We start from the raw sequence: 16173 nt of genomic DNA on the forward strand, positions 1-16173 counted from the left end.
AGAAGCGAATCTGGAAACGCAAAAGTGAAGGATGCAAATCAAATAAAGAGCATCCAAAGGAATCATTTTTCCAGCCAAATTTGTTGAAAGTCAATCCAGCCATTAGAGTTGAATGAAGCGCCTCTAACTGAAGGATGCATATAAGTATTCAGCCGCCGATGATGCAGGAAAATGATATGGCACTCTTCTCTGAGCCGTGTCTCGATATCGCGCATATGGCTTCTACGAGCTTGAACGCTGTCTGAGCCAAGAGCCAAGTCAATCTTGGCAAGAATCCAGCATTTGAGAGAAGGATTCAGATAAGTACTGGAGATGCATTCCTCATGTTCATACATGTCGATCTCGCAGACTTCATCATCGGCTAGAATGATCCCCGAAATAGTAAGATCTGCGCTAGATATGATCTTAGGATCTACAACTTGCGTCCAATTCGCCAAAAATAGCTCGACAGCAATGCCAAAGTTAGTCATGCGCGTTGCGATCCATCTTCCGTCTCGTTCATACTTTTCGTGTACGACAAGGCGAAGCTCGGTCCCGTCGTAGCCGGATTGGGACAATGCATGATAAATTTCCAGATCGGTTGCAGTTTTGCGCTCATATTGCAAGCTGTCTTCAGGGCGTAAAGAATAAGCAGGCAGCACACGTTCTCCACCTAGTTCGGCTTGCATAGCCACTGGATCGAGCAAGAGATTTACGGCTTTGCGAAAGTTCTCGTTCTGTGCCCATCCCTCTTTATTCCCGTTCCATGTCATCATCGTGCAGCCGTCGCACAACCGGACGAGAGATTGCCATTTTTCTTCTGGATTCTCTTCCTGCTCCGATTCATCGTCATCATGAGTTTGCATCACGGAAGGCAAGCCAATTGTAGACACCTGTTGGCAATCTTCCGGCATGATGATGATATCCACGTCATCTAAGTAAGGTCTTCCCGCATAAAAGGAGGTATTGGCAGCCAATTCGATGCGATGTGGAGAAAAAGAGAGCAGTTGGAAAGGTCCTGTACCCGTCGGCAGTCGCCAATAGTCTTCTTCACTGTGTCCGTTCAAATCCAGAGGTAAGATGGAAGAAGCGGATGAGCATAAGAAACGGTCAAAAATCCGATTCGGTTGTGAGAGTACAAAACGCACAGTACGCGGTCCTAAAGCTTCCACAACCGAAAGGCTTCTCATCATCCAGCGGTTTGGCATGTTGGGAGAGCGAAGCCGTTCGAAAGTGTAGACTACATCCTGAGAGGTCAATTCACGACCTGTATGGAACAAGACACCTTTGCGCAAATGGAAAGTCCACTCCATTGCCTGCGAATCTGTGTTCCACGCATGAGCAATTCCGGGAACTATCCGATCTACGGTCTCGTCATACGTGACGAGCCGATCAAAGATTTGCTGAATGATGTGTGAGTCGAAGGCATAGTTCACTTTAGCAGGATCGAGCGTTTGGACGCTACGGTAGACGGGAAAACGAAGCGTATCGCATTCGGTAAGACCTCTCACCGTTTCCTTCTGATAGCCGAATCTCCCTTTCAGCCATTCTATGAACTTGATCTTGGCTTCTGTTCCTTCACCATAACTGCTGAGCACATCGAACGATGTGCGGTAATCACCTTCATCTGCTTTGGACGTAGCCAGATTGAGCAAAAAGTTTTCATTATTGACCTTGAAAATTATGTGTGATCGATTACCGCGACCGCGGCCCGGCAGCCAATTTATGAGACACTCTTCCTCTAATTTCTTCAACACAAGTTTCACGTTCCTTGACGTGCAGAATAGCGCAATTGCCAACTCTTCCAGAGTTGCCTCCACAGGTTCGCCATGCGAGTTTCCACCGCCAAAACGGTCATATAAAGTCAAATAGCGTTCAGCTAACAGCATGCCGATCCCCCCTTTGGTTGCTAAAAATTCAGAGAATTAGATTATTGAAGTATAACATTTTAGGATAGCTGAGACTACGGGACAAGAAAAATAGCTATTCATTAAGGGAAACGAAAAATTTAATGGAAATAGGTGGGTTAAAAATAGGTTACGACCATGGCCATTCGATGATACAGTAATATATGACGAGGACGATGGAAATTGGCAATTTTTCGATGGTGGAGAGGTAAAAGAGAAAGAAGCACGCATAAAAAAATACAAATCAAATTAATAAACGGATAACGATAGCACTATAACAAGGGAACAAGTCGCTTGGAGGGAGAGCTTTGGGTTATAAATATTCTATTGTTGATGATGAAAATGATAAAGTATTGGGTTTTTGTAATGAGGTAGAAATACAAAATGTGAATGATGAATGCTTTTCAAAACTGAATTTACGTGGCTTTATACTAACAAGAGAATTTATGGAAATACCTACGATTAAGTTTTCAAACTTCCGTCTCAATGTTCTAAGCAAGGACGGAAAGGTTTTAGGTGGATACAATTTCTTTCCGAATAAAGCAATCAAAATAACGCCAATGGATACTTCGGAAGATAAGTCAATCGAGATTATAGGGGGCTTTTCAATATATCCTGTGCCTTTTGCTTTTGAAGTCTGGGAGAGATTACGTGAAAATCCCAATGAACTTGGTCAATGGAAAAACTGTTCTCTTGAAGAAAAACAAGCATGGTTACAGGTTTTACGGTTAAGGTCTCGTAAGAATCTTACAGATAGAGACGACGAAGTGATTACAATTGATGGTGACCTTATTCTTGATGTAGAAACATTTTTTATTGCCATAGGCGAAGCGATTAATGGACCTTTTGGTTATTATGGAGCCGGACTGGATGGTATTAATGATTGTTTATGTGGAGGTTTCGGTCTAACTCCACCATTTACATTAGAGTGGATGAATTTTCATAGATCCTTCGGCAATGACTTGTTAAATAATTTGAATTTTGTTTCAGAATTACTCAACATTCTTACTAGCCGAGGCTGTGATGTACATCTAATGAGTTCAACTAACGGAAACTATAGTTGAATGACGAAGATTATGGAAGAATTAATCTTAGTATTATTTCAGAAGATAAGAAATTAATTGTTTCATATCATGTAGCGCAGTCAGAACATAATAAGACACCACATATTGTAATACAGGGTCAGGAGTTTGTAGGCTTAGAAAATCATTATCGTCAAGGTTGGGTTAGAGTACAAACTCCAAGTTGGGATGATCACATGATCACACCTGGGCTTGTTAGGACAATTATCGATGGGTGCCTACTTCCAAAAGACCAACTGATTTTTGTTGATTGGGAAGGTAATCTTATTTAAGTGGTGCGATGCAACATATACACGATCGGAGAATTTTAGCTTAATAAGAGTCTGTAAACTGAAATGGGTGGAAGAGATGAATTTATAAGTTGGGGGACGGCATGGTGGATATTGGATTCCTCACTCGCTGGGAGCAAGAGCATAATGCTATACAGAGAACAATCGAGGGCTTTTGGAACGCTTTTCGCATCTGGAAAACTCAGGACAAACATGGTTATCATGAATTGTTTCTAGGCAAATTGGATGAGGATTTTATTATTATCAATGTGCGATCAATTAGCTTAAAACAACATTATGATCGTGAAGGTGCCGCCATCTTTTGTTCCCTTCGTCTACATTATCTGCATACGATGATCGGAACATATGATATGGAATTTTTGTTAGATGGTGTAACGGCAGATGACTATTTATCATTTGAAGATAGAATTACCCTTCATCAAACACTGGCTACTGACAAGTATGCTTTACGTTTTGCTCGAAAAGCATTAGCTGAAGGAATCGAAGAGGATACAATTATGAAGATAACTGGGCTAGAAGCAGAATACATTTCCATGTTGAAGAGGAAGCTATTGAACTAACAGGGATGATAGAGTAGAAAAAACCAAAGAGTAGGTCTGCCGATGCAGCGGCAGTACAAAACCTCCAATGACATTTAATAAAGAGGACTTTTTTTCTCAACTCAGCAAAATCTATGATTGAAGTAACGGGAGAGCGTTTGTTCAATACAAAGCAATGGGAGGCTGCTGGAACGCGCGGCAGAAACACTGGATATGGTGAGAATGGAATAACAAATTAACCTAACAAAAATCGTACACCTAAGGTGTACGATTTTTGTTTTTTCAACATCAACACTTTTAGTTATCCTCAAAATCAGAACATGATCCCATTCACCGGGTCTATGGCTATTGTGAAATATATTAATTACTTGTATACATCAGATTCGTACTATAGTGGAATTACGAAAAGAAAGCATTTTTTACGGAATGGTAAGCCTTCAATCATCTATAGCAGTTTCCATATCCGTTTATTTATGTGAGAGGAGAGAGTAAATATGATGCACTTTTATTTTTCAGATAAAGCTCATATTTTTTGGGATGATGTGATTGAAGCCGCTGTGATTCGTTGGAATTCTTTGGCACAGGAAGATGAGTTTCGCGTGCCTCTTAATAAACTGATTGAACTTGCAGTTATAAAAAAGGCTAGAAAGGTCTTGATTGATAAAAGTCATAGCATGGTGATGACAGAAGACGCTAATTGGTTGTCCGTAGAGTGGCTGCCAAAACTTCTAAATGCGGGTATTCAATATACAGCTACTGTTAGTTCAGAGAATACGATTACTAATATCGACATGAGACAAGCTATCGGAAAAAGTACAACTGCATTAAGCTATCATGATTTTAAAGATATTCACAATGCAGTTGGTTGGTTATCAGGAATATCTGCGTGATGTGAAATTCCGTTTATTGTACCATTTCAATAAATTTGTTGACTGCGTTGGAAATCGGCATGTTGCGCATAATCATAATCCCTACATGGGATGGTGGTATCGGCACGTCTAATTGAATCTCGAAGAGCGTACCTTCTTCCAGTTCTTTTGATACGAATTCTCTGGTCACGTAAGAAATTCCGAGTCCTTTACGCGCTAATTCAATGAGAAGATCCACACTTCCAACCTCGATTTCGGGTTTGAGTTGATGACCATAACTTTGAAATAATTCCGTAATGGCCATTCGTGCCCGACTATTTCGGGAGAATAGGATGAGCGGATATTGAAGTAACATATCCATGGTTAGAACCACATTTTGAAGCTCGGAATACAGAGACCCTGCAACAAAACAATCCTGGAGCTGGAAGCTTTCCCTTACTTCAAGTTGGGGATCTGAAATCGGCATACGAACGACACCTAAATCAATTTCCCCTTCTTTCAAAAGAGCAATGATTTCTGGTGTTGTTCCATGATTAAGATGAAGTCGGATGCTGGGATGCTGCTTATGAAAGTTTTCCAAGTATTGAAGAATGTAATGCTTAAACAGTGAATCGCTTCCGCCGATCCGCAGTTCGCCACTGTCTAGATTTTTAAGCGCGGCCATTTGCTTTTCAGCTAGTGATATTAAAATTTGGGACTTCTCTATGTAGGAATATAGAACTTCACCTTCTTGAGTAAGCATTACGCCTTTGGAATTACGGTAAAACAATGTCATACCAAAGCTGTCTTCCAGTTGTTTAATGGCGTGGCTGACGCTAGGTTGGGTTAGGTACAAGACTTTAGCAGCCTGTGTTAAGCTACCGGTCTTTGCAGCCCAATAGAAGACTTTATACAACTCGTAATTATTGTTCATAAAATGGGTGCTAGCTCCTAGATTGATTTAATGGATATATGAACCATTATAGTAGAGCTACAGAAAAGAAACCAGTGAAGGAGTGAGCAAATTGGAGCCAGCAACTTTTGTATTGTTTGGAGCAACAGGTGATTTAGCCAAAAGAAAGATTTACCCAGCCTTATTTCAATTGTTCGTCGATCAGAAACTACCTTCATCTTTTTCCTTGATTGGTCTTGGAAGAAGAGAACTATCTCATGAAACATTTCGATCAAATGTAGAGCAATCTCTTATTACTTTTTCCCGAAGTGAAGTGAAAGATGCTGATGTAGTCAAAAAATTCTTGCGTGCATTCCGTTACCATGTTCTTGATGTTGATCGCAAAGAAGATTACACGAAGCTGCTGCAGGTGATTGAAGAGCGGGAGGAAGAGCTTAACATAACGCCGAATCGCATGTTTTATTTGTCCGTTGGACCTGAATTTTTTGAAACGATCGCAGCAAACATTCATGAAAGCGGACTTGGTTCCGCCAATGGCTGGAAACGTCTGGTGATAGAGAAGCCTTTCGGCCACGACTTGGTTTCTGCAAGAAAACTGAATCATAAATTGAACCAAGCATTCGATGAGGCTGAAATTTATCGAATTGATCATTACTTAGGCAAACCTATGGTTCAGCAAATGGGGCAACTTCTTCACTCTGCTCTTTCGGAGCAAGATCTTAGGACGCGAGATATTGCCAGCATACAAATATCCGCAAACGAAACATTGGGTGTGGAGGAAAGAGCGGGATACTACGATCATGCAGGCGCTATCCGCGATATGTTCCAGAATCATATGCTTCAATTACTTATGATGTTAACGATCGAGTTGCCGAATCGAAGCGCAGTAGAAGAGGTTGGGAAGCTTAAAAGAAAGGTCATGAAGACGTTAAAGCCCCTTAACAAAATGGACGTTTCTCACCATATTGTTCGTGGTCAGTATGGTGCAGGGGAGATCAAAGGGGGGCAAGTTGTCGGCTATACAGATGAACCGGGAATCGCCTTGGAGTCTCAAAATGATACTTTCATTGCAGCCAGACTACAAGTCAATGATCCGTTCTGGAAGGACACTCCCATCTACATTCGAACGGGTAAGCGGCTGAAAGAGAAAGTTACCAGAATCGTTATCGAGTATAAATCCAGGGGTCCTCTAAAGGATCTGTTGATCGTAGAGATTGGTCCCAACGAAGGCATTTTCTTTCAAAGAAGCCAATCGGGTCAGGAGCGTTCAGATATCGAGATGCCGGTTCGAAGCCAACTAAGCTTCACGAAGGAAGGTGGTAAAGACGCTTATGAAACACTTATCCATGATGCGTTAATCGGTGATAAAACTTATTTTGCCCATTGGGATGAAGTGGAATTGTCGTGGGAATGGGTACAGCCTATCTTAGACGCTTATCGAGAAAACCTAACACCGCTTCATATCTACCCAGCTGGATCGTACGGACCTCATGAAGCCGATGAATTGCTTGAGAGAGACGGGTTCCATTGGTGGTTCGATTTCAAAAATGTATCGAATAACGATGCAACCAAAGGAGATATCCATACTTATGAATACAACACTTGATCAAATATCCGTGAATACGATTCGTACCTTATCCATTGATGCTATCAATAAAGCGAATTCGGGACATCCTGGACTGCCGATGGGGGCTGCTCCCATGGCATACGCATTATGGGCCAAACATATGAAGCATAATCCATTCCACGCCAAATGGTTTAATCGCGATCGTTTCGTTTTGTCCGCGGGACACGGATCTGCGCTCCTTTATAGTTTGCTGCATTTGTCGGGATATAAGGTGTCGATAGATGATCTTAAACAATTTCGCAAACTTGAAAGTAAGACGCCAGGTCATCCGGAATATGGACATACAGATGGCGTTGACGCAACAACGGGGCCTTTAGGACAAGGAATTGCGATGGCTGTAGGGATGGCAATGGCTGAAGCTCATTTGGCTGCGAAATTTAACAAAGATAATTTCCCGGTCATTGATCATTATACGTATGCACTTGTTGGAGACGGTTGCCTGATGGAAGGCATCTCGTACGAGGCGATGTCGATGGCTGGACATATGAAGCTGGATAAATTGATCGTTCTATATGATTCCAACGATATTTCCCTAGACGGAGCATTGAACGTATCCTATTCAGATCATGCAGAGTTGCGAGCAGAGTCTGCGAATTGGCAATACTTGAGAGTTGAGGATGGCAATGACATTGCTGAAATCACGAAAGCGATCGATTTAGCAAAGCAAGATGCCACGCGTCCTACCTTAATCGAAATAAGGACGATTATTGGTTATGGAAGTCCCAAGGTTGCAGGAACGAATAAAGCACATGGTAACCCACTTGGGTTGGAAGAAGCTAAAGCGACTAAGGAATTCTATGGTTGGCCGCATGATGAATTCACCGTACCTGAGGAAGTACAAGCTCACTTTGAAAATTTGAAACATCTCGGACAAGCCTTGGAAACAGAATGGAATCAACTGTTAGTTTCCTATAAAACGACATATCCTGAGCTTGGCTTTGAACTTGAAAATGCTATACAGGGTAAGGTTCTGATCGAAAATACCGATATTCTGACATTCGATGATTCGAAATCCATTTCCACTCGTGTAGCCAGTGGGAACGCGATCAATCATTTCATGAAACGCGTACCTTCTTTATTTGGAGGAAGCGCTGATTTATCGCATTCTACAATGACAGATATCATTGGAGAAAAAACCTTCGGCATCGAATCCTATGAAGGACGAAATGTGTATTTCGGCGTACGTGAGCATGCGATGGGTGCAGCCGGCAACGGCATGGCTTTGCACGGAGGCGTTATTCCTTTTGTAAGTACCTTCTTCGTCTTTAGCGATTATCTGCGACCATCCATTCGATTGGCTGCCTTGCAGAAACTGCCGGTTATTTATGTATTCACGCATGATTCCATTGCGGTCGGCGAAGACGGCCCGACACATGAGCCTGTCGAGCATTTGGCTGCACTAAGGACGATTCCCGGCCTAACCGTTATTCGGCCGAGCGACGCCAACGAGACGGCGAGCGCTTGGGCTTATGCTTTGCAGAACAAGAATGGGCCGGTAGCTCTCGTGCTAAGTAGACAAAACCTTCCCGTTTACAGTGCGACGAAAGCAAATCTAGAGGGGGTAACGAAGGGCGCATATATCTTAACGGAAACCGATGCTCATCCGGATCTCATTATCATCGGAACCGGTTCGGAAGTTTCCCTGGCTGTGAATGCGAAACATGAGTTAGAGAAGGATCATATTTCTGTCAGAGTCGTAGCCATGCCTAGTATGGAACTTTTTGAGCGCCAGCCAGCCTCGTACAAGGAAACCGTTCTTCCTTCTTCCGTTACCAAACGCGTATCTATTGAAGCGGGAATTTCAATGGGTTGGGAACGTTATGTAGGTCCGCAAGGACAAGTATTGGCTATCCATACTTTTGGTGCCTCGGGATCAGGTCCTGAAGTCATGGCATATTTCGGTTTCTCCGTAGAGAATATCGTTCGGCTATCGAAGGATCTACTCGGAATTTCGTAAAAACAATCTGGATTGTCATTAGTTAAATTAAATTAAATTTATGGAGGTAATTAAAAATGAAACTTTTCATCGATAGCGCAAATGTAGCGGATATCAAAAAAGCATACAAAGTGGGTGTTCTGTCTGGCGTAACGACGAATCCATCCTTGGTGGCCAAAGAAGGCGTGAAATTCGAGGATCGAATCGAAGAAATTCTAAAATTAGTGCCTAAAGTCGAATCCGTTTCCGCTGAAGTTACGCCGGATGCCATTACGGCTGAGGAAATGATTGCCCAAGCGGAAGAGCTAATCAAGATAAACAATAACGATAAGAACATTACGATTAAGTTGCCAATGACATTGGATGGATTAGAAGCCTGCCGTTACTTAACCGACAAAGGTGTCAAAACGAACGTGACCTTGATCTTTACTGTGAATCAAGCTTTGTTGGCTGCGCGGGCAGGCGCTACCTATGTTTCTCCGTTCTTAGGTCGTCTAGATGATATATCGGAAGACGGTGTACAATTAGTCGTCAAAATCGCGGAGCTATTCCGAATTCACAACTTAGATGCTCAAATCATCGCCGCGTCTGTACGTCATCCTGATCATGTCACACGCGTAGCCATGGCTGGAGCGCATATCGCAACAGTGCCTTTCAGCGTAATTGAACAAATTTCCAAACATCCGTTGACGGATCAAGGACTTGAGAAGTTCGCAGCCGATTGGAAAAAAGCAGTTAAAAGCTGAGTGGATATAAGTTTATCTATATCACACAATCGATGACAGGGAGGTAGTTAAAATGAAAAAACAACAAATTGGCGTAATCGGCTTGGCCGTCATGGGTAAAAACTTAGCCTTGAATATTGAAAGCAAAGGGTTTTCGGTGGCTTTATATAATCGTTCACCAGAGAAAACAAATGAACTAGTGGCGGAAGCGCAAGGAAAGAACCTTATAGGAACTTATAGTGTTGAAGAATTTGTCCAATCACTCGAGACGCCGCGTAAAATATTAATCATGGTAAAAGCGGGAAAACCGACCGACGACACCATTAATCAGCTTGTGCCTTACCTCAGTCAAGGGGATATTCTCATTGATGGTGGAAATGCCTTTTTCCCTGATACACAAAGAAGAAATAAAGACCTGCAAGCCCAAGGATTCCGCTTTATCGGCGCTGGTGTTTCGGGCGGAGAAGAAGGAGCCCTTAATGGCCCTGCTATTATGCCTGGAGGGCAAAAAGACGCGTATGAACTGGTCGAGCCAATCTTAACTGCCATTTCGGCCAAAGTAAACGGCGATCCTTGTTCGACCTATATTGGAGAAGATGGCGCAGGCCATTATGTCAAAATGGTACACAACGGCATCGAATACGGTGATATGCAGCTCATTGGCGAAGCGTATCACTTGCTAAAGGATGTACTGAACTTAAATACGAACGAACTCCATGAGATTTTCACTGAATGGAACAATGGCGAGCTGGATAGTTATTTGATCGAAATCACGGCTGATATTTTCACGAAGACAGATCCGGATACAGGCAAACCGATGGTGGATGTCATTCTCGATTCGGCGGGACAAAAAGGAACCGGAAAATGGACAAGTCAAAGTGCATTGGATTTAGGCGTTCCATTGTCCATTATTACTGAATCCGTATTCGCGCGTTTTATCTCAGCTATGAAAGAAGAACGTGTAGCCGCTAGCAAGCGACTGAGTGGTCCAGCGGTATCAAGCTTTGATGGAGAATCTAAAGAATTCATCGAAGCCGTTCGCAAAGCATTGTACGCCAGCAAAATTGCTTCCTATGCGCAAGGCTTTGCGCAAATGAGAGCTGCTTCCGATGAATACAATTGGAATCTGAACTATGGCAGCATTGCGATGATTTTCCGTGGGGGCTGTATTATCCGTGCAAGATTTCTACAAAATATTAAAGACGCTTACGATCGGGACCCAGCTCTTAAAAATCTGTTGTTAGACGAATATTTTGGTGAAATCGTTACAAACTATCAGGATGCTTGGAGAAAAGTAATTGCGATTGCCGTTACGAGAGGGATACCGGTTCCTGGATTCGCATCCGCATTAGCTTATTACGACAGCTATCGTACAGAGCGATTGCCGGCTAATTTGCTACAAGCACAAAGAGATTATTTTGGAGCGCATACGTTCGAGCGAGTTGATAAAAAGGGAAGCTTTCATTTTCAATGGATGGAAAATAACGAAGAATACATTCAAGGTTAAGGTTAGAATCGTCAGCTATTCGCGGCGTATGTTAACAGACCAATTTTCAGGCCATTGATGGGTCTGGAAATTGGTCTGTTTTCTAATTAACTTCTAAATTCTACTTGCTGCGGTCCAACTTTCTTCACAAAAAACACATGATCAAGGGTGCTAGAAACGTCAACGACATCCGAGATCTCATTAATTTGATAAGGTGCTACAGGAGTTAGAGCTACTTCGCGGGATTTTTTGGAGAAAACTGTTGTTCGTCCCCAATTCCATACGGTACCATCTTTCTTAATCGCATAATGGTTGTTTTTAAGCTGAACAATGTCTTTTAGATTTTCAAGTTGCACTGGCTTAGCAAAGCGGATCGTGTCGTATAAGGGCTTGTTCGAACCCCAAGGGTTATAATCATCAATATTCCAAACGGTTCCATCCTCTTTTAAAAATGTTATCTCATCGTAGTCAGTAGAAACTAACATGCTTTTAACATGGTCCACACCTTCAACAAGAACTGGCTCTGCTTTCAATGGAATAGAATGATCATATTTTACGGTTTCAATTATCCATACTTTTCCGTCTCGAGCAAGAACTAGAACCATGGTACCAATCGTGCATCAATTTGGAAATGATACAAATTGTCCAAACTCAATGATATATTGGATTTACAAATTGAACTAAGGAATTTGATCGCCCCTCCAAATACTGATGTTTCATGGTCGTGTTTTGAAAATGTTGAGGATGTACTAATAGCTGTAGATATGCTCAATCAGCAACTCAAACTTGGGGAAGATGAGGTAATATCTGAACTGAAAATCTTAAATAATTTGATTGAAATAGTTTATACATTAGCAGAAATTTGGTTACGAACATCTAGCATTGATTTCATACAGTTAGGAAGCCTGAGCGAGGTTGCCTCGAACGAAGCATTGTCATTAGTTAGAAGACATTTTCAGAATTTTTTCCATTGAAAGTAAATTAAGAAAACCCGGGTCTAGTGACACCGGGTCGCGGTTTAATGAATGTTTACCAAGTTAGCCAGCCGCTTGTTCTTTTGTAGCTAACAATCATATCAAAATTCTCTGAGCGTACCAACTTAGTCATCTTGTTTCTGTAAAGCCTGTAATGATCTTTTCGACAGGATTTTATTTCTTTGTTGTAATGCACTGCTTTAATGCCCTTTCGAACCTCTTTTAGTTTCTCAATTCGTGGGTCCTTATAGCGTTTTGTCTTAATAAATGTCTTTTTAACCGTGGTTTCGTTTTCCCAAGCCAAGATTTCATCTTGATCGAACATTTTCATCCCCGCTGCGTGGGGTTAGATTATGGTTCGCACCATGGCACCAACGCAACTAACGGAAGAAGGTATTGGGATTTAGCATGACATCCACTCCTAAAAAAGGATATTACATTTAAATTATCGTATAAATACTTCTCACAAGCAATACCGTTATTATCACGTTAAATTTTCACGTTATGCCTCATAAGTGGTAGACAAACGTCATTTCCAAAACGGATACAATAGAATTCTCTAATATGAGTAGAATATAGTCCTATTAATTTGCATAACGTACTGTCAAACAATGTAATACAAAATGCGGGTTTAATTTTCAAAATATTATTGAGTTTGATAACGAGAGTGACGAATGACAAGAATGTAGAACGAAATGTATCCGCAGAAATTGCGGATTTTTTATTTTATCGGAACAAATTATAGGAAGTCGAAGAGTCATAAGCAAAAACAAACATTTAAGTCAGCTGGAGAGGCTTTACTACAAAAATATCGATTAAAAATTAATGTTTACTTAAAGATACCATGTATGGCTAACGGGATACGATAGTGCAATAACAAGGGACAGATCGTGGCAGCAGGCACTTGTCCCTTGTTTCGTTAAAGTAACGGGCAGCATTCCAATATGTGCTAATATTGAGGTACACAAAGACTCTGCAGCCCAGTAAGAATTTTAAATTAGCCGAGATCTGATCCTATTCTAAGGTGGGAAGCTTATGACAGTACAGAAAGCAATACAGTTTATAGAACAGGAACTTTCAAAAACCTTGATTGATTACTATGCATGGTTTGAAGAAAAACCGGAATTGCTCAATTTTAAACCTGAAGTAGGTTGGAGCATTGAAGAAATATTAGAACATGTTACATTAACTAACCATTTCTTATTAATATTGATTCGCAAAGGTAAGAAAAAGGCTAAAGACCTTGCGATTAAGGTAAACCTAAATGAAGCTGTTTCTACTTATCAGTATAATTTAGATGAGCTCGATCAAATTGATAAACATAAATCATTTATCTGGATACGACCTGAGCATATGGAACCGATGGGAGATAAAACAATATCAGAAATAAAAAATATCATGAAAGAACAAATAAATGAGTGCAAAGATATTCTTAGAGAAATACCAAACGGGGAAGGCATTTTATATAAAACGACGATGACTGTAAATAATCTTGGAAAGATTGATGTTTACCAATATATTTATTTCTTATGTCAGCATGCCAAACGTCATATCACTCAAATGCAGGCCGTACGAGAAGAGTTTAGTAGAAACAAGGTTGACTAGATCAATGTTATTACGTTAACGAGGAACAATAGTTCAATCACGACATGACGATAGCCGGCACATCATTGGCAGCCGTTGTCCGTTGAAGTAACGAGCTAATAGTGCTAAATGGAGAATTTATTTATGTGAGCAATAAAGTTTGGCATTTTGATAGAGAAAGCATTGAGGATGGAGATTATGTCGTTATAGTAAGGAGATTCACGAGGCTACTACTCAGTGTCTTATTAAGCAAAAGAGCAGATTAACTGAGTAAAGATTTTGTAAAGTATATTTGTTGATAGGATGAATTTGGTATAATTATCCAAGCAAAACTATCTACAAATCCGAGATTTTTATCAATGAAAGGTGTGTATGCATGAAAAAGGCTGCTAAATATGCACTGGCGATGTCAGTATTGTACGGTGGGTTTAGTTTTTTAAGCACCTCAGCTACGGCGACAATCGATTTGATGTCAAATAGACAGTTGGTTGTTCTATCGGAGACGAAACTACTAGATGATTATAGAAATCCAAATTCTATCGTTGGCTCGATTTCCGGTATGCAGATGGTAGAAGTGGCTTGTACTCTGAATGAATCGAACTGCTTAGCAAACACCCAAGGTAAAGAATATATACGTATAAAAACCTGGATGGGGGAAAAATGGATCGAGGATGATAACAAAATCACTGCTGGCGGCTATTGGGAAAAAGAAAGGGACATTACCATTATTAAAGATATGAAGTTATATGACCAACCCGATGTCGGTGTTTATTCCATAGCCGAACCACCTAAAGATATAATATCACCACAAAAAGTGCATGTAACAGCCGTTTATAATTATTTATACAAAGGGGCTCATACAGGAAAAGCAATGTTGGAAGCTCCAATGTGGTATCGAATTTCTACTAAACAACAGGGGCAGAAGTGGATTGTCGATCCATTTATCCCTGAAGACTTTCAGCATAAGGAGAGGTCAACTGACAGAGTCATTAAAATGACTGGGAACGAATTGCTTTATGATCATCCCTATGAAGTTGAAGGTAAAGGAGTGAAAGCGACTCCTGGAATAGTTCAAGCGGTTGCAAGCTCCATTTTCAACATTAAGACTCAAATTTATGGATGGTTCAAGATTCAATTACAGGATGGAACCTTTAAATGGGTAAAAACGTTTCCTCTATTTGAATCTGAAAGTGGTCCTCTAATGCAATTCGACTTAGCTAACGAAAAGATCACACTGCGAACCGCTACACGTTATTTCGACATCGACGGTGACGCAAGCATTAGTCTGCAAAATTGGCTGCAGCCGGGATCATATGTAGCTGACAAAATAAATGAAGGTTGGGCACGTATCCAAACCCCATTCGGATGGAAAGTGGTCAACCTTGACAGAGCGCCATTTGAACGACCTCAGGGCATTACAATAACACAAGAAAAAGTAAAACTAACCTCAGAAACAATAACCTACTATTTTCCGCTGACAGGAGAAGTTTTCCATAAAGCAGGCACCTTCAAAGATCAGGATGCCCTATCTTTTGAAAAGTGGATTTCCCCTGAGGGGGTCAATTGGTATCATATTTCAACTTACAGTGGCATCGTTTGGGTACCAGATAAACCGTTACAGGAATGAACAAAATACGCGTGATCGATTTGAATGAAGCTACGGGTTTGTTCCGGGACTTGTTTGACTTTGAGCTGCAGGAGCGAAAAGGCGACGTGATTGCCGTTATGAATGATAAAGAGGGATTCACCCTTGTCTTAAGCTGCTCAGCAGCCTTGGAAGGCGTTCCGACTTACCCCGAAGGATTCCATGTTGGATTTTACGTTGACACGAAGGAAGAAGTGGATCGATTCTATGATCGGCTTGTGGGCAAGAAGTTGATCCAACCAGATCAAGGACCTAAGAACATGCGGGGCGGCTATACGTTGTATTTCAAAGCGCTTGATGGCATTCTGTTCGAAATCACCTCGTTCGCCTAAAACTGTAAAGTGAAAGTAGAATTGGTCGTTGAGCTAACGACGAACGTTAGTTCAAAAGCAACATAAAAGAAGGCAACCGGACCTAAGTGGAGCGGTTGCCTTTTCTCGTATGGTTGAATCAAACTCTCTCGTACGATATGAACAGGGAGTCGATAGCTTCAAACCCTTACCTCTGTGTATGAATAAGGTTTTTCTGAAAAACTAGTAGTTTATATTCAGTTTATAAAATTATTTTATTCTATACACTGTAATCAACAGTATTGGGGATTGAGGTTCCAACACGGGAGGAACGAATATGAAAAAAAA

General features: G+C 41.2%; 16 protein-coding genes. 12 read left to right on the forward strand and 4 right to left on the reverse strand.

Annotated features, from left to right (window positions below; translation table 11 throughout):
• Positions 1-62: 62 nt before the first annotated feature.
• Positions 63-1868, reverse strand: coding sequence for an SgrR family transcriptional regulator (locus BC351_RS17280; protein ID WP_079413980.1), 1806 nt, complete (start codon positions 1866-1868; stop codon positions 63-65).
• Positions 1869-2194: 326 nt separating this feature from the next.
• On the opposite strand from BC351_RS17280, the gene BC351_RS17285 reads away from it, so the two are divergent.
• The 4 genes from BC351_RS17285 to BC351_RS17300 all read left to right on the forward strand — a co-directional run bounded on the left by BC351_RS17285 (position 2195) and on the right by BC351_RS17300 (position 4687).
• Positions 2195-2950, forward strand: coding sequence for a barstar family protein (locus tag BC351_RS17285; RefSeq protein ID WP_079413981.1), 756 nt, complete (start codon positions 2195-2197; stop codon positions 2948-2950).
• A complete protein-coding gene (locus BC351_RS17290) occupies positions 2947-3240 on the forward strand; it encodes a hypothetical protein (RefSeq protein WP_079413982.1) in 294 nt (97 codons plus the stop codon). Before BC351_RS17285 ends, BC351_RS17290 begins: the two co-directional genes overlap by 4 nt.
• Positions 3241-3341: 101 nt before the next feature.
• Positions 3342-3818 carry a hypothetical protein gene (locus tag BC351_RS17295; RefSeq protein WP_079413983.1) on the forward strand — a complete coding sequence of 159 codons (477 nt, stop codon included), beginning with the start codon at positions 3342-3344 and terminating at the stop codon, positions 3816-3818.
• 473 nt (positions 3819-4291) lie between these two features.
• Entirely contained in the window at positions 4292-4687 is a 396-nt protein-coding gene (locus BC351_RS17300) for a hypothetical protein (protein ID WP_079413984.1), read from the forward strand.
• Between the two features lie 13 nt (positions 4688-4700).
• Here BC351_RS17300 and BC351_RS17305 read toward each other — a convergent pair whose 3' ends face one another.
• Positions 4701-5579: a LysR family transcriptional regulator gene (locus tag BC351_RS17305; protein ID WP_079413985.1), complete on the reverse strand. Its 879-nt coding sequence runs from the start codon at positions 5577-5579 to the stop codon at positions 4701-4703.
• A 91-nt stretch (positions 5580-5670) separates the two neighbouring features.
• Here BC351_RS17305 and zwf point away from each other — a divergent pair, with 91 nt between their 5' ends.
• Genes zwf through gndA form a run of 4 tightly spaced genes read left to right on the forward strand, consistent with a single transcriptional unit; the run spans position 5671 to position 11353 of the window.
• A complete protein-coding gene (gene zwf, locus BC351_RS17310; protein ID WP_079413986.1) occupies positions 5671-7164 on the forward strand; it encodes a glucose-6-phosphate dehydrogenase in 1494 nt (497 codons plus the stop codon).
• A complete protein-coding gene (gene tkt / locus BC351_RS17315; RefSeq protein ID WP_244209057.1) occupies positions 7148-9142 on the forward strand; it encodes a transketolase in 1995 nt (664 codons plus the stop codon). Before zwf ends, tkt begins: the two co-directional genes overlap by 17 nt.
• 56 nt (positions 9143-9198) lie before the next feature.
• The gene (gene fsa / locus BC351_RS17320; protein WP_079413987.1) at positions 9199-9867 is read left to right on the forward strand and encodes a fructose-6-phosphate aldolase; all 669 of its coding nucleotides are present in this window, start codon (positions 9199-9201) and stop codon (positions 9865-9867) included.
• Positions 9868-9919: 52 nt separating this feature from the next.
• The gene (gndA, locus tag BC351_RS17325; protein ID WP_079413988.1) at positions 9920-11353 is read left to right on the forward strand and encodes an NADP-dependent phosphogluconate dehydrogenase; all 1434 of its coding nucleotides are present in this window, start codon (positions 9920-9922) and stop codon (positions 11351-11353) included.
• A gap of 86 nt (positions 11354-11439) precedes the next feature.
• Here the strand turns inward: gndA and BC351_RS17330 are convergent, their stop codons facing one another.
• Positions 11440-11937, reverse strand: a complete 498-nt coding sequence (locus BC351_RS17330; protein WP_079413989.1) for an RCC1 domain-containing protein — start codon at positions 11935-11937, stop codon at positions 11440-11442.
• A gap of 36 nt (positions 11938-11973) precedes the next feature.
• On the opposite strand from BC351_RS17330, the gene BC351_RS17335 reads away from it, so the two are divergent.
• Positions 11974-12306 (forward strand): hypothetical protein, encoded by a 333-nt coding sequence (locus BC351_RS17335; protein ID WP_079413990.1) that lies wholly within the window; start codon positions 11974-11976, stop codon positions 12304-12306.
• A 55-nt stretch (positions 12307-12361) separates the two neighbouring features.
• Here BC351_RS17335 and BC351_RS17340 read toward each other — a convergent pair whose 3' ends face one another.
• Positions 12362-12631, reverse strand: coding sequence for a hypothetical protein (locus BC351_RS17340; RefSeq protein WP_079413991.1), 270 nt, complete (start codon positions 12629-12631; stop codon positions 12362-12364).
• A gap of 710 nt (positions 12632-13341) precedes the next feature.
• On the opposite strand from BC351_RS17340, the gene BC351_RS17345 reads away from it, so the two are divergent.
• The 3 genes from BC351_RS17345 to BC351_RS17355 all read left to right on the forward strand — a co-directional run bounded on the left by BC351_RS17345 (position 13342) and on the right by BC351_RS17355 (position 15867).
• Positions 13342-13911, forward strand: a complete 570-nt coding sequence (locus BC351_RS17345; RefSeq protein WP_079413992.1) for a DinB family protein — start codon at positions 13342-13344, stop codon at positions 13909-13911.
• Positions 13912-14266: 355 nt separating this feature from the next.
• The gene (locus BC351_RS17350; RefSeq protein ID WP_079413993.1) at positions 14267-15517 is read left to right on the forward strand and encodes a hypothetical protein; all 1251 of its coding nucleotides are present in this window, start codon (positions 14267-14269) and stop codon (positions 15515-15517) included.
• Positions 15514-15867, forward strand: coding sequence for a VOC family protein (locus BC351_RS17355; protein ID WP_079413994.1), 354 nt, complete (start codon positions 15514-15516; stop codon positions 15865-15867). Before BC351_RS17350 ends, BC351_RS17355 begins: the two co-directional genes overlap by 4 nt.
• Positions 15868-16173 lie beyond the last annotated feature (306 nt).

The organism is Paenibacillus ferrarius (assembly GCF_002027705.1).
Classification (GTDB): Bacteria; Bacillota; Bacilli; order Paenibacillales; family NBRC-103111; genus Paenibacillus_E; species Paenibacillus_E ferrarius.